Below are 21414 nucleotides of genomic sequence, written 5' to 3' on the forward strand. Positions count from 1 at the left end.
GCCCGAGAATGACGGCCGGAGAGGATACCGCCAATTCTGACAGACCAGAAACGACTGGGACGTCCAGAATCAAATTTGGAACCAAAGGCCCCATGCCATTGAACGCATGGGGCTTTTTCCGTTTCAGGCCGCAACGATATTGACGACATTCCCCCACGGATCCTCAAGGCTACGGCTTTTCTTGGCACCCGTATCCTCAAGCTCGACCCACGCAAGCCCGGTGCGATCCCTGTCGCGCTTGCCGGCGCGGGGGCTTTGCCAGGAATTGGCGGCAATGTGATGGTGATAGCCGCCGGACGATAGAAACACCGCCTTGTCACCATAAGTCTGCATCGTGTCGAAGCCGACCTCCCGATGCCACCAGCTTTCAGCCTCGGCGGCGTCTCCGACACGCAGATGCACATGGCCGATGACGGTATTGACAGGTGCGCCGTCCCACATGCGTTTGTCCTGTTCCAGTTCGCGCAAGAGGCCACCGACATCCAGTTGCTCGGTGGTCATGGCGACCTTCGAACCTTCCCACTGCCAGCTATCGCGCGGCCGGTCGGCATAGATCTCGATGCCGTTTCCTTCCGGGTCGGTCAGGTAGATCGCCTCGCTGACACGATGGTCGGAAGCACCGGCGATCGGCAGATGCCGGTCGATGGCCTGCCGCGACCAGCGCGCCAGGTCGCCGCGCGACGGCAAAAGGAAAGCCGTATGGTAAAGGCCGGCGCTGCGCGGATCGTCGGGCCTGGCTGCGGAAAACTGTTCGATCTCGATGAGTTCCCGGTCGCCCGCACCAAGAATGATGGCGCTGCCGCGCCGCGCCATTTCCCTTAAGCCCACGATATCCTGGTAATAGGCGGCGAGGCCTTCCGCGTCCTTCGCCTTCAATCCCACCTTGGCAACGCGGATCGGCGTTGTCACCGCAAAAGGTACATCACTCATCTCTGTCTCCGTCTGTTGCAGCATAAGATCGCCACACTCGCCGCATCGCACAAGGCGCGATTCTGCGAACAACCTGTTCACCGATTGCAAGCGAGTGCTTTGGCGAGTGCTTTGGCGAATGCTTCGACAAGCGTCTTGAAGAGCAGCAGCCGGCCATCTAAATCAGGGCGATGAAAGTCAAAGACGCCGATATCCTCATCATCCCGGGTTATACCAATTCCGGCCCCGACCATTGGCAGACCCGATGGCAATCGAATCTGTCGACCGCCAGGCGCGTCGAGCAGGCGGAGTGGTCGAAACCGGTGCGCGAGGACTGGGTTGCAGAACTCATCAAGACGGCCAGCCAGGCGACGCGTCCCATCGTCCTCGTCGCCCATTCGCTGGGGGTGGCGACCGCGATCCATGCGCTGCCCGAGATCAAGGACAAGGTGAAGGGCGCCTTCTTCGTCGCGCCGCCCGATGTCGCCGATCCGAGCGTGAGGCCCCGTCATCTGATGACGTTCGGCCCTTATCCGCGCGACCCCCTGCCTTTCCCGTCGATCACCATCGCCAGCCGCAACGATCCCTTCTGCCGCTATGAAGTGGCCGACGACATCGCCGCGGCCTGGGGATCATTGCTCGTCGATGCGGGCGAATCCGGTCATATCAACGCCGAGTCCGGTCACGGCCCGTGGCCGGAAGGCTCGATGGTCTTCGCCAAATTCCTGTCGCAGCTTTAGGCCTTGATCGCGTCGACAAGCGCCCGCGCGCCCATCTGGATATAGCTCGTGTCGTGCGAGACCGTGATGAAACGGAAGCCGAGCGGGGCGTAGCGTCGCGCGAATGCGGGATCGAGCGCGTAAATGCCGGCAAGCTTGCCTGCAGCGGTTGCCTTGCGGGCGATTTCCGTCAATGGCTCGACCAGCGCCTCGGAACCGGGGTTGGATTCGCGGCCATTGCTCCAGGCGATCGAAAAGTCGCTCGGCCCGACGAAAACCCCGTCGATGCCGCGTACCGCCAATATGCCGTCCACGGCCTCGAATGCCGCCCGCGTCTCGATCATCGCAAAGGCGAGCGTCTCGCGGTTGGCATTGGTCAGATAATCGTTCGATCCGCGCTCGCCATAGCCGATATTGGCCCGCAATGGCCCCCAGGATCGTTCGCCGACCGGCGGATATTTCATCGAAGCCGCGAAACGCTGCGCATCCTCGACGCTGTTGATCATCGGCGCGATAACGGCCTCGGCACCGAAATCGAGCGCGCGGCTCGCCATATCGAAGCGCCCGACCGGTATGCGCACCACCGGCGGCTTGCCGAGCGCCAGGATGAGGCCGAGGCCGCGCAGCACGCTTTGCTCGTCATGGCCGCCATGCTGCATGTCGAGCGTGACGGCATCGAATGCCGTCCGCGCCACCGCCTCGATGGTCAACGGCTCCGGCAGGGCCGACCAGGCGGACAAAAGCGTTTCACCTGAGCGAAGACGGGAAGCAAGAGACATAGCGCGGAATCCTGGAGAAATGTGTGAGGCCGGGAGAACCTAGCGCATCGGCCCGAAAACCGGAACCGGTTTCAGCACGGCATTTCACCGCAGCGACCGCGGCATCGCCGAGACATGGATTCCTGTGACAAGCACAGGCCCGGGCACAGGAATGACGGAGGTGGTGACGATTTCGCCCTCATGAAAACCGTTCAGGAGACTAAAAGGCTGACAAATTAGCCAACAACAGCCAAACTCCCGTCATTCCTGTGCTTGTCACAGGAATCCATGCCTCGCCATCTCCATTTTTTCGGCGGTGCAGAACGGCTCGAAATCCATAGCGCAGTATGCGCCCCATCGTGCAAGCCCAAAAAAACCGCCCGTGAAGGGCGGCTTTCCTGAAAGTCTACGGCATCCGGCGGAAACTCAGCCTTCCTGGATCTGGCGAACCGCCTCCAGGAGAAGTTCATCCATGGTGCGGCGGATCTGATGATCGGACTGCGCGACGCCGGCTGCGTCGAAATCCGCGCGGATCTTGCGAAACACGTCCTCGTCGCCCGCTTCCTCGAAGTCGGCCCTGATGACGTCCTTGGCATAGGCGTCGGCTTCATCACCCGTTTTGCCCAGTTTTTCCGCAGCCCAAAGGCCCAGGAGCTTGTTGCGACGCGCCTCCGCCTTGAACTTCAATTCTGCGTCATGGGCGAATTTCTTTTCGAAGGCATCCTTGCGATCGTCCATCCCGGTCATCATTTAACTCCAAGCGCTGGTTTTCTGTTTTCGAATCCGAGTTCGATATGGTGTCGCCTTGTCTAAATCAAAAGAGGCGCGCAAGATCAATCGGAATTGCCTCATAGACGACTCATGGGGCTGCTCAGGAGTTTCCTACGAAAAACGAGAGGAGCGGCGTAAAGCATGATTGTGAAAAGCGGCCATTTGCTATAGGTAGCGCGCAAACACCGCGGTCGCACGACCGCTCCGATAGGTCAGACATCTGGGAAAATCCATGAACCGTCGCCGCCGTATTTACGAGGGCAAGGCCAAGATCCTTTACGAGGGGCCTGAGCCTGGGACTTTAATTCAGTTCTTCAAGGACGATGCCACGGCCTTCAACAAGAAGAAGCATGAGGTAGTCGACGGGAAAGGCGTGCTCAACAACCGTATTTCCGAGCATATCTTCACGCAGCTCAACCGCATCGGCATCCCGACTCACTTCATCCGCCGCCTCAACATGCGTGAGCAGCTGATCAAGGAAGTCGAGATCATTCCGCTCGAGGTCGTCGTGCGCAATGTCGCCGCCGGCTCGCTCGCCAAGCGTCTCGGTATCGAGGAAGGCACGGTCCTGCCGCGCTCGATCATCGAGTTCTACTACAAGGCCGATGCGCTCGACGATCCGATGGTCTCCGAAGAGCACATCACCGCCTTCGGCTGGGCAAGCCCCCAGGAGATCGACGACATCATGGCGCTTGCCATCCGCGTCAATGATTTCCTCTCCGGCCTGTTCCTTGGCGTCGGCATCCAGCTCGTCGATTTCAAGATCGAGTGCGGACGTCTCTGGGAAGCCGACACGATGCGCATCGTCGTCGCCGACGAGATTTCGCCCGACTCGGCCCGGCTCTGGGACATCCAGACCAATGACAAGCTGGACAAGGATCGCTTCCGCCGCGACATGGGCGGCCTCGTCGAGGCCTATCAGGAAGTGGCGCGCCGTCTCGGCATCATGAACGAGAACGAAACGCCCCGCCCTGTGGGACCGGTTCTCGTCAAGTAAGACATCAGGCCCCGAATGCGTAATGCATTCAGGGCCTGCAATTTCAAAATCGAAGCAGAATTCCAGCAGGATAAGACAGTGATCAAGGCACGCGTCACCGTTACATTGAAGAACGGCGTTCTCGACCCGCAGGGCAAGGCCATCGTCGGCGCTCTCGACAGCCTCGGTTTCGAAGGCGTCAATTCCGTGCGCCAGGGCAAGGTCTTCGATGTCGAACTCGACACGAAGGACAAAAACGAGGCCGAAGCCCGCATCAAGGCGATGTGCGACAAGCTTCTCGCCAACACCGTGATTGAAGATTATAGTGTGGAGATCGCGTAGAGGTTGCAGCTTGGAGAAAATGCATGGCCGGGGTCGATCGGGAATGGCTTTTGCAAGAACTGCTCGAACTCGATCGTCGGATGGATTCTCTCGTGCATTCCGTGCATGATCTGGTAGCTACAGCGAAAGAAACCAACAGGCAGTTGGCTGAAGGCCGCGAACATATCGAGAAGCAGAAAAAATCCCTGTCAGCCAAAAGCAAAGCAAGGTTTGAACCGCACCCATGAAATCAGCTGTCGTCCTTCTCCCCGGCCTCAACCGCGACCGCGACATGATCGCGGCACTTACCAAGATTTCCGGCAACGCGCCTGAAACCGTCTGGCAGACCGACACGGAAATTCCCGATGTCGATCTCATCGTCATTCCCGGCGGCTTCTCCTATGGCGACTACTTACGTTGCGGCGCCATTGCGGCCCGCATGCCGGTCATGCAGGCGGTTCGCGAGAAGGCGGAAAAAGGCGTTATGATCATGGGCGTCTGCAACGGCTTTCAGATATTACTCGAAGCCGGCCTCCTGCCCGGCGCGCTGATGCGCAATGCGTCGCTGAAATTCGTCTGCCGTGAAGTGAAGCTCGAAGTGAGCAACGCCAACACCGCATTCACGCGTGGCTATGCGCCAGGTGAGATCATCCGCTGCCCCGTCGCCCATCATGACGGCAATTTCTTTGCCGATGAGGAAACGCTGAAGCGTATCGAGGGCGAAGGCCAGGTTGCCTTCCGCTACGCCGAGGGCACCAATCCGAACGGTTCGCTCAACGATATCGCAGGCATCGTCAGCGCGAGCGGCAATGTGCTCGGCATGATGCCGCATCCTGAAAACCTGATTGAAACAGCGCATGGCGGCAATGACGGGCGCGCGCTCTTCACAGGCGTGCTGGGCATCGCCGCTTGAGCGGAAAACACATGGAAATCAACGGAGGGCAGCAGCCTTGAAACTTTATTCGCGGCCGCTTTCTCCCTATTCCTCCATCATCCGCGGCATCATCTACGCCAAGGATTTGCCCGTAAAGCTCATCGCCCCGCCGCCGGGCATGCCCATCCCCGAAGAGTTCCGTGCAATCTCGCCGACGAAGCGCATTCCGGTGCTGATCACCGGATCGGGCGAGACGCTCTTCGAGGCGTCGGTCATTGCGGAATATCTGGAAGAGCATTTCCCTGAGACACCTCTCCTGCCCGCCGATCCGAAGGACCGGGCGCGGGTGCGCATCGTCGCCCGGATCGCCGAGCTCGACATATTGGCGCCTTCGACGCAACTTTTCATCCTTCACAGCATGAAAGAGCGCGATGATGCGGTCATCGCCGCCGAATTGGGCAAACTCCGGCAGGGCCTTTCCATCGTCGAGGAAAGGCTGTCGCACGGCCCGTTCGCGCTCGGCAGAGAGATGAGTTTTGCCGACGCCTGGCTGACGCCGATCCGCTTCATCTTCAATCCGCTGCGCAAGATGACCGGCCTGCACGACCTGCTCGATCCCTACCCGAAATTCGATGCCTGCGCCCATAATGCCGTTCAGCATCCCGCACTCTCACGCGTATGGGACGAAATGGGCGACGGGCTGAAGGCGTTTCAGCCGGATCTCGTTTGATAATTTAAAACATCCCCTCTTCTCTCCCACCTTGCGGAGTTCCACGCATGAAAAGAGCCCTTCTCGTGGTTGCAGCGGCTGCAACGCTTTCGACACTTGCTGCCTGTCAATCCGGGAACGAGCCGGGCCCCGGCTCTTTGGCTCTATCGAGCGGGAATGCCGCACTTGCCACCATGGAACGCGTGGCGCTTGCCGCCAATTCATGCTGGTTCAAATCCAGGGACGCCACATTCCGCCCCTATCGGCTGGCGCCGGAATTGAACTCCTTTTCCGGCCGTCCGCGCATTCTGGTGGTGCCGGCTAAAAATCCAGGCGACCGCCCGCTGCTCGTCGTCCAGGCGGAGGGAAACCCGGCCAAGGTCGAAGCCTTCGGGCCGCTGATGCACCAGTCGAGCGGCAACCGCATCGCATCCGATATCCGCCGCTGGTCGGCGGGCGGCAGCGGCTGCGGCAGCGCAGGCTGACCGCGCTCGCAACCGCGGAGCCTCGTCGGATTGTTCAACCCCACCGGTTGAAATGCGAGTCGCGGTCCCAGATCGGGCGTTTGGCTTCCCGTGCCGCCTCATCCGGTCTCAGCCCGATATCGCGCAACTCGTCATCCGTCAGACTACGCAATGCCCTGCGGGTGCGCTGCACTTTGAAACCCTGTAAAATCCAGGCGAGATATTGACGGAGCGTCTTCGGTCTTGCCTGTCCATGACCATCTGTAGGCTGCTCTAACGACAGATATTTCGCCCTCATTTGGGGAACAATTGCCCTCATTGTATCCATCATTTCACTCCAATCTGCCTCAAACCGCCTGATTGTCACCATTCATTGACTCAATTCCTGTTTCAAGCTAATTATTGTCACCATGACAAATTGGATACCCGATATCACGGGCTTTAAAGCACCGAAATACATTGCGATCGCCGATGCGATGGACCGGGACATTGATGCCGGCATCCTGAAGCCCGGCGCGCGCCTGCCGCCGCAGCGTGAATTGGCCTATGGTCTGAAGGTGACAATAGGGACAATCAGCCGGGCCTATGCCCTCGCCACTGAACGCGGCCTGATCGCCGGCGAGGTCGGCCGCGGCACTTACGTGCTGGCGCGCGCGGAGCAGCAATCGATCGCGCTGCAAGGCAGCGATTTCAGGGGCGCGCGGGTCGAAGCTTCGCCTGCCCTGGCCCAAGCGCTGCGCATGGATTCGACCGCGGGCGTCAATGTCGGCCAGTCCCAAATCATCGGGCCGATGCTGGCGCAGGTCTTCATCGACGAACCGCACCGCGCCAACGACTATACGCGCACCATATCCGATGAATGGCGCGAGGCCGGCGCGGCATGGCTCGCCACCGGCGGCTGGCGCCCTGCCCTTGATACGATCATACCGACGACCGGTGCGCTGAGCGGCGTCGAGAATGTCGTCGCGGCGATAACCGCGCCGGGAGACAAGATCGCCTTCGAGGATCTGACCTACAGCGCTCTGGCGCGCGGCGCGGCCCTCATCGGCCGGCGCGCCATCAAGGTGCGCGGCGACGAGGAAGGGCTCGACCCCGACGATTTCGAGCGCGTATGCGCGCGCGATCACCCGAAGGTGCTGGTCGTCATCCCCACGCTGAACAATCCGACGATCACCATCATGCCGGAGGAGAACCGCCGCCGGATCGCGGAGATCGCCCATCGCTACAATGTCTGGATCATCGAGGACAATATTTACGGCGAGGCGCTGGACGACGCGCCGCCGCCTTTCGCCCATATCGCGCCCGAGCGAACCTTTCACGTCTCAGGCGTCTCGAAATTGCTGAGCGCGGGATTGCGTGCGGGCTGGCTCTCCGGGCCGCCCGGTTTCGCCAACCAGATCACCAACGCCAAGAAGCTCATGACCGGCGGCCTGCCCTATGCCATGACCGAGGTGACCGCGCGGCTCGTCCTTAGCGGCGAAGCGGCACGGCTCAAGGCCGCCGTTCTACGCGAAATCCGGCTGAGAGGGGAAATCGCCCGCGAAATACTGGCGGGACATCGCTTTGCAAGCCACCCCCGCAGTCCCTATATATGGCTCACATTGCCCGACCCCTGGCTGCCGGGAACCTTCAAGAACGCAGCACTCGAGGCGGGCGTGGCCATCGTCGAGGCCGATGCCTTCAAGGTCGGGCAGGCCGACCGCGTCTGCCATTGCGTCCGTGCGGCTTTCTCGCTCCTCAAGACGCAAGCTGATGTCCGCCACGGCTTCACAATCCTGCGCCAGCTTCTCGACAATGCCGGGGCGGGGTTTGACGGGATGGAGTAATTTTCCTGTTTTGCTGGTATCGGCGCCAAGCGCCCTCGTCCTTCGAGGCTCCCCTTCGACAAGCTCAGGGTCGCACCTCAGGATGAGGGCTAGTGGCAGCGTTGCCGACCCTTCACCCTCATGGTGAGGTGTGAGCGAAGCGAGCCTCGAACCACGAGGGTGAAGGGCGCACCATGGTTTCCGTCTTCCATCAAAAGCGGAACTGCTCTATAGCCCCGTTGAACAATCCATCCGCTTTTCGGGCCGCTCCCGTAACAAAAGAAACCGGACGCAATGACCATTCGCAACGACATCGCCATCACGCCTGACCTGATCGCAGCCCACGGCCTGAAGCCGGACGAATACCAGCGCGTTCTCGATCTGATCGGACGCGAGCCGAGCTTCACCGAGCTTGGCATCTTCTCGGCCATGTGGAACGAGCATTGCTCCTATAAAAGTTCCAAGAAATGGCTGCGCACGCTGCCCACCACCGGACCGCAGGTCATTCAGGGCCCGGGCGAGAACGCCGGCGTGGTCGATATCGGCGATGGCGACTGCGTCGTCTTCAAGATGGAAAGCCACAACCACCCCTCCTATATCGAGCCCTATCAGGGCGCGGCGACGGGCGTCGGCGGCATCCTGCGCGATGTCTTCACCATGGGCGCGCGCCCGATCGCGGCGATGAACGCGTTGCGCTTCGGCGCGCCGGATCATCCCAAGACCCGGCATCTGGTGTCGGGCGTCGTCGCGGGCGTCGGCGGATACGGCAACGCCTTCGGCGTGCCGACCGTCGGCGGTGAGGTCAATTTCGACAAGCGCTACAATGGCAACATCCTGGTCAACGCCTTTGCCGCCGGTCTTGCCAAAACCGACGCGATATTCTTGTCGCAAGCCAAGGGCGTCGGCCTGCCCGTTGTCTATCTCGGCGCCAAGACCGGTCGCGATGGCGTCGGCGGCGCGACGATGGCCTCGGCAGAATTCGACGATGCAATAGAGGAAAAGCGCCCGACCGTGCAGGTCGGCGATCCCTTCACCGAAAAATGCCTGCTCGAAGCCAGTCTCGAACTGATGGCGTCTGGCGCGGTCATCGCCATTCAGGACATGGGCGCGGCCGGGCTCACCTGTTCGGCGGTCGAGATGGGCGCCAAGGGCGACCTCGGCATCGAACTCCACCTCGACAAGGTGCCGGTGCGCGAAGAGCGCATGACGGCTTATGAAATGATGCTTTCCGAAAGCCAGGAGCGCATGCTGATGGTGCTGCGTCCTGAAAAGGAAGTGGAAGCCGCGGCGATCTTCCGCAAATGGGGCCTGGACTTCGCCATCGTCGGCCACACGACGGACGATCTGCGCTTCCGTGTCCTGCATCAAGGCGAGGAAGTCGCCAATCTGCCAATCAAGGATCTGGGTGACGAAGCGCCGGAATATGACCGCCCCTGGATGGAACCCGGCCGCCATGCGCCGCTGCCCGCCGAAAACGTTACGGAAGTCGAGGATTATGGCGCGGCCCTTCTGCAGCTCATCGGCTCGCCCGATCTCTCGTCGCGCCGCTGGGTCTACGAGCAGTATGACACGCTGATCCAGGGCAATTCGCTGCAGATCCCCGGCGGCGACGCCGGCGTCGTCCGTGTCGAGGGTCATGAAACCAAGGCGCTCGCCTTCTCCTCCGATGTCACACCGCGCTATTGCGAGGCCGACCCTTACGAAGGTGGCAAGCAGGCCGTCGCCGAATGCTGGCGCAACCTGACGGCCGTTGGCGCGGAGCCGCTTGCGGCCACCGACAACCTCAATTTCGGCAATCCGGAAAAGCCGGAAATCATGGGCCAGATGGTCATGGCCATTCAGGGCATCGGCGATGCCTGCCGCTCGCTCTCCTTCCCCATCGTCTCGGGCAATGTCTCGCTTTATAACGAGACCAATGGCGAAGCCATCCTGCCGACGCCGACGATCGCCGGCGTTGGCCTCATCCCCGATTGGAGCATGACGGCGAAGATCGGCGGCATGCAGGACGGCGACGTGCTCGTGCTGCTTGGCGGCGACGGCGCCCATCTTGGCCAGTCTATCTATCTGCGCGACCTGCTGGAGCGTGCCGACGGCCCGCCGCCGCCGGTCGATCTTGCAATAGAAAAGCGCAACGGTGATTTCGTCCGCTCAGGCATCCGCAACGGCCAGATGACCGCCTGTCACGATCTTTCCGATGGCGGCCTTGCCGTCGCACTTGCCGAGATGTGCATCAAATCGGGCAAGGGCGCGACGGTCGATATCGGCGAAGGCGCCAGGCATGCGCTTCTGTTCGGCGAGGACCAGGCCCGTTATCTCGTCGCGGCCGAGCCGGAGATGGCAAGGCTTCTCACGCTGAATGCCGAAGGCGCCGGCGTTCCCTTCCGCACGCTTGGAACCGTCGGCGGCACATCGCTGGTCGTTGAAGGCGTCCTCGATGTTGCCGTTGACGAACTGACGAAGGCCCATGAAGGCTGGTTCCCCGCCTATATGACGGGTGAGCTTGCCGCCGGCAACTGACCCGTTTTTCTCCCGAATTCGGTTCCGGGGGAAAAATGCCGCAATTGCGTCTCACAAGGTCCGCCCCTCTTGGATTCCATTCGGAAGGCAGACCAATCATGCAAGGCGCAGGAGTGAACGTCGTCACGACGATGCATCGTGGCGGCTATGAGAAATATGGCGCGCGCATGATCGAGAGCTTTCTCGCCCATTGGCCGCAAAACGCCACCCTGACCGTCTATGCCGAAGATTTCTCGATACCCGCAATACCGGGCCGGCTCGAATGCTTCGATCTTCATGCAAGCTGCCCGGAACTCGTCAGGTTCAAGGAGGAGAATACCGAGTCCTGGCAGAGAGGCTATGTCGACGCGCATATGCGCAAGAATGTTGCCGCGCGGCTGCAAGCTAAGTACGACTTCAAGTTCGATGGCGTCAAATTCGCCAACAAGGTCTACGCCTATTGCCAACATGCAAAACGAACCGAAGCCCGCTACATGGTCTGGCTCGATGCGGATACGGTAACGCTGAAGCCGATCGCTCCCGACTTCATCACGGACCTCGGCACCGGCTTCGTCCTCTATCTGGGCCGCCGGTTCACCCACAGCGAGTGCGGTTTCATGCGGTTCGACATGAGCCGCCCGAATGCCGGAAAATTCTTTGAGATCATGCAGAACATGTACAGTTCGGGTGAAATCTACACACTCAACGAGTGGCATGATTCGTTTGTTTTCGACGTCGTACGCAGCACAGCCAGCGCCGCCGGGCTGATCGATGCGGTCAGCATTTCCGCAGAAGCGGTTTCGCGCCACCCCTTCATTCATTCTCCGCTTGGCCAATACATGGATCATCTCAAGGGAGATCAGCGCAAGCAAAGGGGGAAGTCGAGCACACGCGACTGGGGGAACGAAGTCTTTTCCCGCAAGCTGATGCGCAAGCTGCGGCTCATAGAAGACGCCTGAACCAAGGCAGCGGTGAGGGGTCGAGTGCACGGGAAATCGCCAGACCGCGATTGACGCTGCCCGGCATTGTCTCCATATCATGGGAGAAAGGTTGGCATCTCTCGACTCGGATATTCGCGCCGGGAGATGCGGCAGCCGCCTGAACAGGGAGACTGCAAATGGCGATGGACGCACACGACATCCAGAAAATGATCGAGGATGCAATTCCGGACGCGAAGGTGACGATCCGCGACCTCGCCGGCGATGGCGATCATTATGCAGCCGAAGTCGTCGCAGAGAGCTTTCGCGGAAAGTCCCGCGTTCAGCAGCATCAAATGGTCTATGACGCGCTGAAGGGCAATATGGGCGGTGTGCTTCATGCGCTGGCGCTGCAGACGAGTGCGCCAGAATAAACAACGAATAGAAGACTGATAGAAAGAAGAAATCGGACGCAAACGGGTTGCAAATCGATAGAAGAAGCGCAAACGATCCGGCGAAACCGCCATTTTCAATCATGCGTGACTTGCTTCGATCTCGATTGCGTGCTTTTTACGAGTGAAATCAAAATCACAGCAGGTCCAGAAGAAGCGGGAAAAGATTTCCGTCCGGATTTGCGTAGTAGTTCGCCGGGATTGGATAGGAACCGATACCGGCGGGATGGAAAGGATCCGAAATGAGCGGCATCAGTGAATTCATCGCCAATGAAGTGAAGAGCAACGACGTCGTCGTCTTCATGAAGGGCACGCCCGGATTTCCGCAATGCGGCTTTTCCGGCCAGGTCGTGCAGATCCTCGATTATGTCGGCGTCGATTACAAAGGCGTCAACGTTCTTTCCTCCGACGAACTGCGCCAGGGCATCAAGGAATATTCCAACTGGCCGACCATCCCTCAGCTTTACGTGAAGGGCGAGTTCGTCGGCGGCTGCGACATCATCCGCGAAATGTTCCAGGCGGGTGAGCTCCAGGCGTTGTTCTCCGGCAAGGGCATCGCCACCAAGGCAGCCTGATCGGAATATTCCGGCAACTTCCAGGTGTTTCGGAAGTTTCTAAAGGCGTCGGCACTCCGACGCCTTTCGCGTTGTTTCACGGGGGCGGTTTCTTTGTAGAAGCCAGGAGCCGCCCTCATTCCATATTTTCATGCAAGTCTCGGGAAAAGCAGCTCCTGCTTCCCCGGACTTCATTTATTAGACGATAAGCGGACCATGACGACGGAATTGCAGACGACGAAACTCCAGCAGCCCAAGACGCAGCTCGGACGTATCGAGTTCATCGCGTTGGTCGCGGCATTGATGGCGATCAATGCGCTCGCCATCGATATCATGTTGCCCGGATTGCAGGAGATCGGCGCCAGCCTCGGCGTCACGGACGAAAACCACAGGCAATATGTCATTTCGGCCTATCTCTTCGGCTTCGGCTTTTCGCAGCTTGCCTATGGCCCGATCAGCGACCGCTTCGGCCGGCGTGCGCCCCTGCTGATCGGCCTTGCGATCTATGTCGTCTCCGCCATTGGCGCCGCACTCTCCCCGAGCTTCGCGATGCTTCTCGGCTTCCGCGTGCTGCAAGGCGTCGGCGCTGCCGCCACGCGCGTCATCGCCATCTCCATCGTACGCGATACATTCGACGGGCGGCAGATGGCCGAGGTCATGTCGCTCGTCATGATGGTGTTCATGATCATTCCGGTGATCGCGCCCGCCACCGGCCAGCTCATCATGCTTTTCGGCGAATGGCACATGATCTTCGCCTTCATGGCTGTAGGGGCGCTTGCCATCACATTGTGGTCGTTCTTCCGCCTCCCCGAGACGCTTGCCCCTGATAATCGCCGGGCTTTCACCGCGGGATCGGTGGCCAGGGGCTTCGGCATCGTGCTCGGCAACCGTGCAGCGCTCTGTTACACGCTCGCGACGTCCTTCATGCTAGGCGCGCTCTTCAGTTTCATCAATTCCGCCCAGCAGATCTATGTCGATATCTACGGGCTCGACGAATTGTTCCCGCTCGCCTTTGCCGCGGTCGCCGCGACCATGGCGCTGTCGTCTTTCCTCAATTCGCGTCTTGTCGGCCGCTATGGCATGCGCCGCATCTCGCATACCATGCTGCTGATCTTCATCATCGTCAGCATGATCTGGCTGGTCCTGTCGATGCAGGGCAACGAAGCTATCCCCTTCCCGCTCTTCCTCGTGATGTTCGCCGCCGTCATGTTCTGCTTCGGCTCGATCGGCGCGAATTTCAATTCGCTCGCCATGGAGCCGCTCGGCAATGTCGCGGGCACGGCATCATCGGTGCTGGGTTTCACCCAGACGCTGATCGGCGCGACGATCGGCACGATCATCGGGCAGTCCTTCAACGGCACCACCACGCCCATCGCGGCGGGCTATTTCGTGCTCGGCGTCATCGCTCTCATCTGCGTGCTCTTCGCCGAACGCGGAAAACTGTTCCAGCCACAAAATGCGCCGGCGCCGCGTGTCATCGACGTGGAGTGAGTTACGATTGTATTAATCCACTATCGGATATCCGATATCGGCTAGGGTTATTCCGCCCAGAGCGCCTCGCGCAATTCCCTCCAGCTCGCCTTGTCAGGCGCGATCATGAGCCCGCCGCCGACATGCGAGGGCAGATAGGCGCTGCCGTCGAAACGCGCGGCATGGCCGCCGGCTTCGGTATGGATGAGCACCCCCGCCAGATGATCCCATGGCATCAGCTTGCCATAGACGGCGAAATGCGCATATCCGCTGGCGATCACCCGATATTCATGCGCCGCACAGCGATAGCCGATCTGCGCCAGGCATTTGGCATGGTTGCGCGCCAGGCGCGTACGCTCGGGCTCGGGCAGATATGGCCATGAAATCCCTCCGGTCATCTGCGATACCGCAACCGGATCGGCCACCTTCACCTTTTCAAGCGAATTGTCGGACCTGCGAATATGGCTCCCCGCGCCGCGCATGCCGATGAGCCAATCCTGGCCGACGGGATCATGAATGATGCCGGCGACGGTCTCGCCGTTCACCACGACGGAGAGCATCACACCGAACAGCGGAACATCGGAGGCAAAATTATACGTGCCGTCGACGGGATCGATGACAAAGGCGAGCCGTGCATCGCCAAGCCCGTCGAGAAGCCTCGGATTGTCGCTGCACGCCTCCTCGCCGATCACCAGCGCTTGCCTGTAGCGCTCGCGCAACGCCTGGGTGATGACGCGTTCGGCGTTCACGTCAGCCTCGGTGACGAGATCGGAGGCAGACGTCTTCTGCCTGATATCGCCTTTCCCGAGCCGCCGGAAGCGCGGCATGATCTCGGCCTTTGCCGTCTCCGCCAGAAGATCGGCCAGCCAGTCGACACTCTTTTCATCAAACATCATTGGTTCCCCCTGAAAATTGCAGTCCGGCAAAATCGAACAATTGCCGATCGAGAAGGTGGCTCGGCCGCACATGGGCCAGCGCCCGGATCATCGTTTCCTTGCGTCCCGGCATGCGCTTTTCGATGTCGGCGAGCATCGCCTTCATCGCATTGCGCTGCAGCCCGTCCTGGCTGCCGCACAGATCGCAGGGAATGATCGGAAAGCGCATGGCGGCTGCGAACTTCTCCAGATCCTCTTCCGCCGCATAGGCAAGCGGGCGCAGCAACATCAGATCGCCCTCGTCATTGACGAGTTTCGGCGGCATCGCCGCAAGCCTTCCGCCATGGAAGAAATTCATGAAGAAGGTTTCCAGAATATCCTCGCGGTGATGGCCGAGCACCAGCGCCGAACACCCCTCCTCGCGCGCCACGCGATAAAGATTGCCGCGCCGCAGACGCGAACAGAGCGAACAATAGGTCTGGTTCTCAGGCACCTTTTCGGTCACGACCGAATAGGTGTCCCTGTATTCGATGCGGTGCGGGATTCCGTATCGCGTCAGGAATTCCGGCAGCACGTGCTTGGGAAAATTCGGCTGCCCCTGATCGAGATTGCAGGCGATGAGATCGACGGGAAGCAGTCCGCGCCATTTCAGATCGAGCAGCAGCGCCAGAAGCCCGTAGGAATCCTTGCCGCCCGACAGGCCGACCAGCCAGCGCTCGCCGGGTTTGGCCCCGGATTTGACCATGGCGAAATCCTCGATCGCCTGCCGCGTCTGGCGCAGGAGGCGCTTGCGCAGCTTGTTGAAGGCGACCGACGACGGCACGTCGCGAAACAGCGGATGGCAGCCATCGGCATCAAGGTCAGACGGAAAATCGGGGTCGTGAACGGTCATGGCTTTTCTTATCCCGCGGGCAGGACAAAAGCAAAATGGTAAGGCGTGTTCAGGAGCCGAAAATCGACCATCCCGTCCGCTGCGCCAGAAGTTCGAGCGCCGCGGCGCCGACCTGCGAATTGCCATACTCGTTGAGACCCGGCGACCAGACCGCGATCGACGCCTTGCCGGGCGCCACAGCCAGAATGCCGCCGCCGACGCCACTCTTGCCCGGCAGGCCGACACGATAGGCGAAATCGCCCGAACCGTCATAATGGCCGCACATCAGCATCAGCGAATTGATGCGTCGCGCCCGCTCCCGCGAAACGACGCGGCTCCCCAGCACCGGGTCGTTTCCGCCGGCTGCGAGATAGAGCCCGGCCCGGGCAAGCTGGCTGCACGACATGGCCAGCGCGCAATGGTGGAAATAGACGCCGAGGACGTGCTCCACCGGATGGTCGAGCCTGCCGAAGGAACGCATGAAATTGGCCAGCGCGATGTTGCGGTAGCCCGTCTCGGCTTCCGATTTCGCCACCTCATGGTCGATCACGATGCTGTCGTCACCGGCAAGGAAACGCGCGAAATGCACGATCTCGCCGATCACCTCGCGCGGCTGGTGTCCGGCCAGGATCAAATCCGCCACGGCGATGGCGCCCGCATTGATGAACGGGTTGCGCGGCCGGCCCTTCTCATATTCGAGCTGCACGATGGAATTGAACGCCGAACCCGAAGGCTCGCGCCCGACGCGGGTCCAAAGCGTGTCGCCGACCTTGCCCAGTCCCAGCGTCAGCGTGAAAACCTTGGAAATACTCTGGATGGAAAAAGCCGTGTCCGCATCGCCGGCAACGTGCAACCCGCCATCCAACGTCGCCACCGCAATGCCCAGCTGCCGCGGATCGACCTTGGCCAGTTCCGGAATGTAGTCGGCGACCTTGCCCTCCCCGATATGGTTTTTCAGATCGCGATAGACGCCCTCGACCAGTTCCTGAAGCTCGTTCATCCGCCCCTCCACCGCTTTCCCGGGTTCCACCCCCGGATACAAAAAAGCCGCCCCGAATGACCAGGGCGGCTTTATTTCTAGACTGCCGAAAACCTTAGCGCGAATAAAATTCGACGACCAGGCTCGGTTCCATCTGAACCGGATAGGGCACGTCGGAGAAGGCCGGGATTCGGGTGTATTTGGCGGTCATCTTGTTGTGATCGACCTCGATATACTCAGGCACGTCGCGCTCGGCGAGCTGGGCTGCTTCGAGCACCAGAGCGAGCTGCTTCGACTTCTCGCGCACCTCGATCACATCGCCCGGCTTGACGCGGTACGACTGGATGTTGACACGGTGGCCGTTGACATTGATATGGCCGTGATTGACGAACTGGCGCGCGGCGAAGATCGTCGGAACGAACTTGGCGCGGTAGACGACGGCGTCGAGACGCGTCTCCAGAATGCCGATCAGGTGCTCGCCCGTGTCGCCCTTTCGGCGGGAAGCTTCCTCATAAACCTTGTGGAACTGCTTTTCCGAAATGTCGCCGTAATAGCCCTTGAGCTTCTGCTTGGCGCGCAGCTGCACGCCGAAATCGGAAAGCTTGCCCTTGCGGCGCTGGCCGTGCTGGCCCGGGCCATATTCGCGGCGGTTGACCGGGGATTTCGGACGGCCCCAGATATTTTCGCCGAGACGGCGGTCGATTTTGTATTTTGCGGATTCGCGCTTGCTCATCGCATTTCCCTTCAAACGTCGAAGATCGAAGCTCGCACTTCGATCCAAGGAAACGCGCCCTCCTCTGCCCTCCGTTTTCGAGGACTGACAGGATGATGCGCGCACGCTTTGCGGCAACCATCCACGGGACACGTCAATTGAAACGCAGGACCGAAAAGCCCTGCGCTGGCTGGCTTCTAGACAGAGCCCGATCATATGTCAAGCTGCAAGCCTGTTACAGGCGCCAGACATCCGCCGATTTGATACGCTTTGTCATCAAGCGTGACGCGATGCCAGGCCCCGACATGGCAATATAGGAAACGTGAAACAGGAGAAAGACTGCCCGTGAACGTTTTCTTCCAGCGACCCCAACGGCTGTTGCGCAATGCCCTACGTGCATTCCTCGCCACAGCGATATGCTTTTTCATCTCACCCGCCTCGGATATTTCCGTCATATCGAGCCAGGCGAAGGCTGAAAACATTCTGGAAATCTTCAAGTCGAAGCCCACGGGGAAGAAAACCGCAAGAACCAGACGAACGGCGCAGAAGAAGCAGAGCCAACGCGCCCGCAGGACCTCCGCCACCGCCAAAACGACGGCGATACCGGACGACGTTCCGGTCCCGCAGCCAAGGCCCGGATCGGAAGAAAACGCACAACCGGAAAAGAAGCAGCCCGAACCGAAGCAAAATGAACCAGCGCCCGAAGCGCCACCGGAAAAGCCATCCAATCCGCCAACGCCGCCCGCCAAACCCGACGAGGCAGCACCGCATGATGAAAAGCCGGCCGACATGAAGGATACGCGTGTCTACCAGACCGCCTGCCCCGCGCTGATGAATGGCGAGGTCCGGGGCAAGCTTATCGCGCCCTTATCGGATCAGATGTGCGGAGAAAGATCGCCGCTGCAACTCACCACCATCGGCAAGGAAAATCCCCTGGCCTTCGCGGGCCCCATCACGACCAACTGCGCAATGGCGGTCACGCTCGCACAATGGGCCAAAGAAGTGCGCACAGCAGCGCTGAAATCCTTCGGCGCCGAGATCGAGACGATTGCGACCGGTTCGGATTATCAGTGCCGCTTGGTCAATGGCGGGTCCTCCGGCCGTATATCTGAACACGCCTTCGCCAACGCGCTCGACATCATGTCCTTCCGTTTCAAAAACGGCCGGACGACCGAACTGGCAACCGGCTGGAACGGAACGCCCGAGGAGAAGGAATTCTGGCGCGCCGTTCACAAGACGAGCTGCGACATGTTCATGACCGTCATCGGCCCCGATGGCGACGCCGCGCACAAGACCAATCTTCATCTCGACCAGGGCTGCCACGGCGACAATTGCACGTCGCGCATCTGCCAGTAGACGAAAGGATTTTCGTGAACATGAAAATAGATTAACCAGCCGCGTAGTATTCTATCGGCTCTCGGGCTCTCAATACGAGGAAACAGAACAATGAAATTCATGAAAGCATTGACGACAGCAGTATTCGCCTCACTCATTACAGCCATCTCCGTCCAGGCGGAAACGCCGCCGAAGAAATCGCGGGACTTCAGGGGCAATTACGAAACGCTGGTAAAGGATCAGCACGCCTCGCCGCAGACGGCCGACTGCATAGCGACGGGCTATGACCTCGTTAAGAAGAGCAGGAAGTACGATCGCCTCGGCTTTACCGAGAACGACATTCGCAAAGTGAAGGTCAATCAGAAATCGGGCAAGTTCAGCGCCAGGAATCCCTCGAAGGTTTCAGCCGTCATTGCCGTACAGGGCCAAGCCCGCCCACGCAGCGATTCCACGAACTGGGTCGACATCACACTTCGCTGCGGCATCACCGGGGGCAAATTGCAGGCGATCGAGATCAAGAGCGCAGCCGACTGACCCCGCGAGGGATGAGGGCGGGATCCAGAAGAACCGATGAGCGTATGGTCGATGTGCTTCTTCTGGACCAACCGTAACAGCCCTTATTCATTCGCCGCATCGAAAACCGCATGCGCCGCACGCCGGGCGAGCGCACCGGAAAATATCGTCTCGGCGGCGAACAGCCGGTTGTCGACGACAAGGGCGAGAGCAGGATTTCATCAGCCGATCTGGCCGTGGCCATTCTCGACGAGGCCGAACAGGGCAAGCACATCCGCAAGCGCTTCACCGCTGCTTATTAGAGTACCTGTTAGGGCTAGCCTGAAATAGCTTGTCCCTCGTCGTCATTCTCGGGCTTGTCCCGAGAATCTACCGTGGCTGTTCGGCCAGGGCCGTATTTGCTTCTCTTTTTACTTATGGCAGATTCTCGGGACAAGCCCGAGAATGACGGCAGGACAGGGAGCATTGTCCTGCCAATGTTTCAATCAAACCATGACAGCCTCTAGCGCATTTCATACCTGAACAACGCCCCACCCCACCCTCGTGGTTCGAGGCTCGCTCCGCTCGCATCTTGAGGTGACGGGCGGCATTGCAGTAGCCCTCATCCTGAAGTGCGGAGCGAAGCGGAGCCTCGAAGGACGAGGGCGCTTGGCAGCGGTTTCCTCCGGGTGACTTGAACACGAAAAGGTGCGTCCTTAACAACGGAAGGGGCGCACCTTATTTGCGAGCCGGATCATTTTTTACCGAAAGGCTCAGACTTCATGGAACTCGGCATCTACACATTCGCGGATATGGGGCCGGACCCGAAGACCGGACGGCCGGTCACGCCGACTGAGCGGCTGCGTAACCTCATTGAGGAAATCGAACTCGCCGACCAGGTTGGGCTCGATGTCTTCGGCGTGGGCGAGCATCACCGTCCCGAATATGCCGTCTCCGCCCCCGCCGTGGTGCTCGCCGCCGCCGCCGCCCGCACCAAAAATATCCGCCTCACCAGCGCGGTGACGGTGCTGAGCTCCGACGATCCGATCCGCGTCTTCCAGAGCTTTTCGACGCTTGATCTCATCTCCAACGGCCGGGCCGAGATCATGGCCGGGCGCGGTTCCTTCATCGAATCCTATCCGCTGTTCGGCTATGATCTCGATGATTACGACAAGCTCTTCGCCGAAAAGCTCGATCTGCTTCTCGCCTTGCGAAAGAGCGAGCGCGTCACCTGGTCGGGCGAATTGCGCGCGCCCATCGACAATCGCGGCGTCTACCCACGTCCGCTGCAGGATCCGCTGCCGGTATGGATCGCCGTCGGCGGCACGCCGCAATCCGTGGTGCGCGCCGGCATGCTCGGCCTGCCGCTTGCCATCGCCATCATCGGCGGTGACCCCGAGCGCTTCGCGCCGCTCGTCGATCTCTACCGCGAGGCGGGAGCAAAAGCCGGTCACGCGCCGGAAAGCCTGCGCGTCGGTATCAACTCGATTGGCTATGTCGCAGAGGATTCGCAAACCGCAGCCGACGATTTCTTCCCGCCCTATGCCTATGTCATGAGCCAGATCGGTCGCGAGCGCGGTTGGCCGCCGACCACCCGCGCCCAGTTCGACGCCATGCGCGGACCGCGCGGCTCGCTTCTCACCGGCAGCCCGCAGGAAGTCATCGACAAGATCTTAGCTGAGCACTCCTATTTCAGGCACGACCGCTTCCTGATGCAATCAGGCCTCGGCAATCTGCCGCACGACAAGATGATGAAGACCATCGAGCTTTTCGGCACCCGCGTCGCGCCGGAGGTGCGGAAAACATTGAGGAAGGGGCCGTAGAAGATATTAGGTCGTAGTGACGATTTAACTATTTGAGCCAGATGGCGATTGCGGCGAGTTTGACGAACCCCATGAAATTGGAGAGGAGCTTGTCGTATCGAGTTGCGACGCGTCGGAACTGTTTGAGCTTGT

General features: G+C 60.2%; 23 protein-coding genes and 3 pseudogenes. 17 read left to right on the plus strand and 9 right to left on the minus strand.

Translation table 11 applies throughout. The annotated features are described in order from the left end of the window. Nucleotides 1-123: 123 nt before the first annotated feature. Nucleotides 124-921, minus strand: a pseudogene (locus C5748_RS23545) (VOC family protein); the annotation flags it as partial. Nucleotides 922-1100: 179 nt separating this feature from the next. On the opposite strand from C5748_RS23545, the gene C5748_RS23550 reads away from it, so the two are divergent. After that, on the plus strand, nucleotides 1101-1649 hold the full coding sequence (locus C5748_RS23550; protein WP_105744905.1) for an RBBP9/YdeN family alpha/beta hydrolase: 549 nt from the start codon (nucleotides 1101-1103) through the stop codon (nucleotides 1647-1649). Here C5748_RS23550 and C5748_RS23555 read toward each other — a convergent pair. Together C5748_RS23555 and C5748_RS23560 are read right to left on the minus strand one after the other, a co-directional pair. After that, a complete protein-coding gene (locus tag C5748_RS23555) occupies nucleotides 1646-2407 on the minus strand; it encodes an HpcH/HpaI aldolase family protein (protein ID WP_105744907.1) in 762 nt (253 codons plus the stop codon). The genes C5748_RS23550 and C5748_RS23555 overlap by 4 nt on opposite strands. A gap of 405 nt (nucleotides 2408-2812) precedes the next feature. Next, nucleotides 2813-3133, minus strand: a complete 321-nt coding sequence (locus tag C5748_RS23560; RefSeq protein ID WP_105744950.1) for a DUF1476 domain-containing protein — start codon at nucleotides 3131-3133, stop codon at nucleotides 2813-2815. A 256-nt stretch (nucleotides 3134-3389) separates the two neighbouring features. Here C5748_RS23560 and purC point away from each other — a divergent pair, with 256 nt between their 5' ends. From purC to C5748_RS23590, 6 genes are all read left to right on the plus strand, one after another. Further along, on the plus strand, nucleotides 3390-4154 hold the full coding sequence (gene purC, locus C5748_RS23565; protein WP_105744909.1) for a phosphoribosylaminoimidazolesuccinocarboxamide synthase: 765 nt from the start codon (nucleotides 3390-3392) through the stop codon (nucleotides 4152-4154). A gap of 78 nt (nucleotides 4155-4232) precedes the next feature. Then, a complete protein-coding gene (purS, locus tag C5748_RS23570; RefSeq protein ID WP_105744952.1) occupies nucleotides 4233-4475 on the plus strand; it encodes a phosphoribosylformylglycinamidine synthase subunit PurS in 243 nt (80 codons plus the stop codon). Between the two features lie 23 nt (nucleotides 4476-4498). Next, complete coding sequence (locus C5748_RS23575) at nucleotides 4499-4702, plus strand: hypothetical protein (RefSeq protein WP_105744911.1); 204 nt, start codon at nucleotides 4499-4501, stop codon at nucleotides 4700-4702. After that, entirely contained in the window at nucleotides 4699-5367 is a 669-nt protein-coding gene (gene purQ, locus C5748_RS23580; protein WP_105744913.1) for a phosphoribosylformylglycinamidine synthase subunit PurQ, read from the plus strand. Before C5748_RS23575 ends, purQ begins: the two co-directional genes overlap by 4 nt. A 37-nt stretch (nucleotides 5368-5404) precedes the next feature. Beyond that, entirely contained in the window at nucleotides 5405-6058 is a 654-nt protein-coding gene (locus C5748_RS23585; protein ID WP_105744915.1) for a glutathione S-transferase family protein, read from the plus strand. 47 nt (nucleotides 6059-6105) lie between these two features. Further along, entirely contained in the window at nucleotides 6106-6522 is a 417-nt protein-coding gene (locus tag C5748_RS23590; protein ID WP_105744917.1) for a hypothetical protein, read from the plus strand. A gap of 34 nt (nucleotides 6523-6556) precedes the next feature. Here C5748_RS23590 and C5748_RS23595 read toward each other — a convergent pair whose 3' ends face one another. After that, the gene (locus tag C5748_RS23595; protein ID WP_105744919.1) at nucleotides 6557-6871 is read right to left on the minus strand and encodes a DUF1127 domain-containing protein; all 315 of its coding nucleotides are present in this window, start codon (nucleotides 6869-6871) and stop codon (nucleotides 6557-6559) included. A gap of 40 nt (nucleotides 6872-6911) precedes the next feature. Between C5748_RS23595 and C5748_RS23600 the strand changes: the two genes are divergently transcribed. From C5748_RS23600 to C5748_RS23625, 6 genes are all read left to right on the plus strand, one after another. Next, nucleotides 6912-8327 (plus strand): aminotransferase-like domain-containing protein, encoded by a 1416-nt coding sequence (locus C5748_RS23600; RefSeq protein ID WP_105744921.1) that lies wholly within the window; start codon nucleotides 6912-6914, stop codon nucleotides 8325-8327. Between the two features lie 273 nt (nucleotides 8328-8600). After that, nucleotides 8601-10823, plus strand: a complete 2223-nt coding sequence (gene purL, locus C5748_RS23605; protein ID WP_105744923.1) for a phosphoribosylformylglycinamidine synthase subunit PurL — start codon at nucleotides 8601-8603, stop codon at nucleotides 10821-10823. Nucleotides 10824-10921: 98 nt separating this feature from the next. After that, nucleotides 10922-11761: a hypothetical protein gene (locus C5748_RS23610; protein ID WP_105744925.1), complete on the plus strand. Its 840-nt coding sequence runs from the start codon at nucleotides 10922-10924 to the stop codon at nucleotides 11759-11761. A gap of 158 nt (nucleotides 11762-11919) precedes the next feature. Further along, nucleotides 11920-12153: a BolA/IbaG family iron-sulfur metabolism protein gene (locus C5748_RS23615; RefSeq protein ID WP_105744927.1), complete on the plus strand. Its 234-nt coding sequence runs from the start codon at nucleotides 11920-11922 to the stop codon at nucleotides 12151-12153. A 260-nt stretch (nucleotides 12154-12413) separates the two neighbouring features. Beyond that, nucleotides 12414-12746 carry a Grx4 family monothiol glutaredoxin gene (gene grxD, locus C5748_RS23620; RefSeq protein WP_105744929.1) on the plus strand — a complete coding sequence of 111 codons (333 nt, stop codon included), beginning with the start codon at nucleotides 12414-12416 and terminating at the stop codon, nucleotides 12744-12746. Between the two features lie 195 nt (nucleotides 12747-12941). Continuing rightward, nucleotides 12942-14216, plus strand: coding sequence for a multidrug effflux MFS transporter (locus C5748_RS23625; protein WP_105744930.1), 1275 nt, complete (start codon nucleotides 12942-12944; stop codon nucleotides 14214-14216). A gap of 47 nt (nucleotides 14217-14263) precedes the next feature. Here C5748_RS23625 and C5748_RS23630 read toward each other — a convergent pair whose 3' ends face one another. The 4 genes from C5748_RS23630 to rpsD all read right to left on the minus strand — a co-directional run bounded on the left by C5748_RS23630 (nucleotide 14264) and on the right by rpsD (nucleotide 17653). Further along, complete coding sequence (locus C5748_RS23630) at nucleotides 14264-15091, minus strand: inositol monophosphatase family protein (protein WP_105744932.1); 828 nt, start codon at nucleotides 15089-15091, stop codon at nucleotides 14264-14266. Next, nucleotides 15081-15962 (minus strand): tRNA 2-thiocytidine(32) synthetase TtcA, encoded by an 882-nt coding sequence (gene ttcA, locus C5748_RS23635; RefSeq protein ID WP_105744934.1) that lies wholly within the window; start codon nucleotides 15960-15962, stop codon nucleotides 15081-15083. The genes C5748_RS23630 and ttcA overlap by 11 nt, the downstream gene beginning before the upstream one ends. A 49-nt stretch (nucleotides 15963-16011) precedes the next feature. Then, entirely contained in the window at nucleotides 16012-16941 is a 930-nt protein-coding gene (locus C5748_RS23640; RefSeq protein ID WP_105744936.1) for a glutaminase, read from the minus strand. Between the two features lie 94 nt (nucleotides 16942-17035). Continuing rightward, nucleotides 17036-17653, minus strand: a complete 618-nt coding sequence (gene rpsD / locus C5748_RS23645) for a 30S ribosomal protein S4 (RefSeq protein WP_105744938.1) — start codon at nucleotides 17651-17653, stop codon at nucleotides 17036-17038. A gap of 324 nt (nucleotides 17654-17977) precedes the next feature. Here rpsD and C5748_RS29575 point away from each other — a divergent pair, with 324 nt between their 5' ends. From C5748_RS29575 to C5748_RS23665, 4 genes and pseudogenes are all read left to right on the plus strand, one after another. Continuing rightward, nucleotides 17978-18988: an extensin-like domain-containing protein gene (locus tag C5748_RS29575; RefSeq protein WP_425350295.1), complete on the plus strand. Its 1011-nt coding sequence runs from the start codon at nucleotides 17978-17980 to the stop codon at nucleotides 18986-18988. 90 nt (nucleotides 18989-19078) lie between these two features. Next, entirely contained in the window at nucleotides 19079-19501 is a 423-nt protein-coding gene (gene bspC / locus C5748_RS23655) for a type IV secretion system effector BspC (RefSeq protein WP_105744940.1), read from the plus strand. Between the two features lie 122 nt (nucleotides 19502-19623). Continuing rightward, nucleotides 19624-19782, plus strand: a pseudogene (locus C5748_RS23660) (NAD(P)-dependent oxidoreductase); the annotation flags it as partial. Between the two features lie 459 nt (nucleotides 19783-20241). Beyond that, nucleotides 20242-21282, plus strand: a complete 1041-nt coding sequence (locus tag C5748_RS23665) for an LLM class flavin-dependent oxidoreductase (protein WP_105744941.1) — start codon at nucleotides 20242-20244, stop codon at nucleotides 21280-21282. A 28-nt stretch (nucleotides 21283-21310) separates the two neighbouring features. On the opposite strand, the pseudogene C5748_RS23670 reads toward C5748_RS23665, so the two are convergent. Then, a pseudogene (locus C5748_RS23670) lies at nucleotides 21311-21414 on the minus strand (IS5/IS1182 family transposase); the annotation flags it as partial.

It is taken from the genome of Phyllobacterium phragmitis, from assembly GCF_002980495.1.
GTDB lineage: Bacteria > Pseudomonadota > Alphaproteobacteria > Rhizobiales > Rhizobiaceae > Paramesorhizobium > Paramesorhizobium phragmitis.

Bases quoted from the DNA above. Each gene is read 5' to 3' on its own strand.
- C5748_RS23550 (WP_105744905.1), top strand. From the start codon at position 1,101: ATGAAAGTCAAAGACGCCGATATCCTCATCATCCCGGGTTATACCAAT.
- C5748_RS23555 (WP_105744907.1), bottom strand. From the start codon at position 2,407: ATGTCTCTTGCTTCCCGTCTTCGCTCAGGTGAAACGCTTTTGTCCGCC.
- C5748_RS23560 (WP_105744950.1), bottom strand. From the start codon at position 3,133: ATGACCGGGATGGACGATCGCAAGGATGCCTTCGAAAAGAAATTCGCC.
- purC (WP_105744909.1), top strand. From the start codon at position 3,390: ATGAACCGTCGCCGCCGTATTTACGAGGGCAAGGCCAAGATCCTTTAC.
- C5748_RS23575 (WP_105744911.1), top strand. From the start codon at position 4,499: ATGGCCGGGGTCGATCGGGAATGGCTTTTGCAAGAACTGCTCGAACTC.
- purQ (WP_105744913.1), top strand. From the start codon at position 4,699: ATGAAATCAGCTGTCGTCCTTCTCCCCGGCCTCAACCGCGACCGCGAC.
- C5748_RS23590 (WP_105744917.1), top strand. From the start codon at position 6,106: ATGAAAAGAGCCCTTCTCGTGGTTGCAGCGGCTGCAACGCTTTCGACA.
- C5748_RS23595 (WP_105744919.1), bottom strand. From the start codon at position 6,871: ATGGTGACAATCAGGCGGTTTGAGGCAGATTGGAGTGAAATGATGGAT.
- C5748_RS23600 (WP_105744921.1), top strand. From the start codon at position 6,912: ATGACAAATTGGATACCCGATATCACGGGCTTTAAAGCACCGAAATAC.
- purL (WP_105744923.1), top strand. From the start codon at position 8,601: ATGACCATTCGCAACGACATCGCCATCACGCCTGACCTGATCGCAGCC.
- C5748_RS23610 (WP_105744925.1), top strand. From the start codon at position 10,922: ATGCAAGGCGCAGGAGTGAACGTCGTCACGACGATGCATCGTGGCGGC.
- C5748_RS23615 (WP_105744927.1), top strand. From the start codon at position 11,920: ATGGCGATGGACGCACACGACATCCAGAAAATGATCGAGGATGCAATT.
- grxD (WP_105744929.1), top strand. From the start codon at position 12,414: ATGAGCGGCATCAGTGAATTCATCGCCAATGAAGTGAAGAGCAACGAC.
- C5748_RS23625 (WP_105744930.1), top strand. From the start codon at position 12,942: ATGACGACGGAATTGCAGACGACGAAACTCCAGCAGCCCAAGACGCAG.
- C5748_RS23630 (WP_105744932.1), bottom strand. From the start codon at position 15,091: ATGATGTTTGATGAAAAGAGTGTCGACTGGCTGGCCGATCTTCTGGCG.
- ttcA (WP_105744934.1), bottom strand. From the start codon at position 15,962: ATGACCGTTCACGACCCCGATTTTCCGTCTGACCTTGATGCCGATGGC.
- C5748_RS23640 (WP_105744936.1), bottom strand. From the start codon at position 16,941: ATGAACGAGCTTCAGGAACTGGTCGAGGGCGTCTATCGCGATCTGAAA.
- rpsD (WP_105744938.1), bottom strand. From the start codon at position 17,653: ATGAGCAAGCGCGAATCCGCAAAATACAAAATCGACCGCCGTCTCGGC.
- bspC (WP_105744940.1), top strand. From the start codon at position 19,079: ATGAAATTCATGAAAGCATTGACGACAGCAGTATTCGCCTCACTCATT.
- C5748_RS23665 (WP_105744941.1), top strand. From the start codon at position 20,242: ATGGAACTCGGCATCTACACATTCGCGGATATGGGGCCGGACCCGAAG.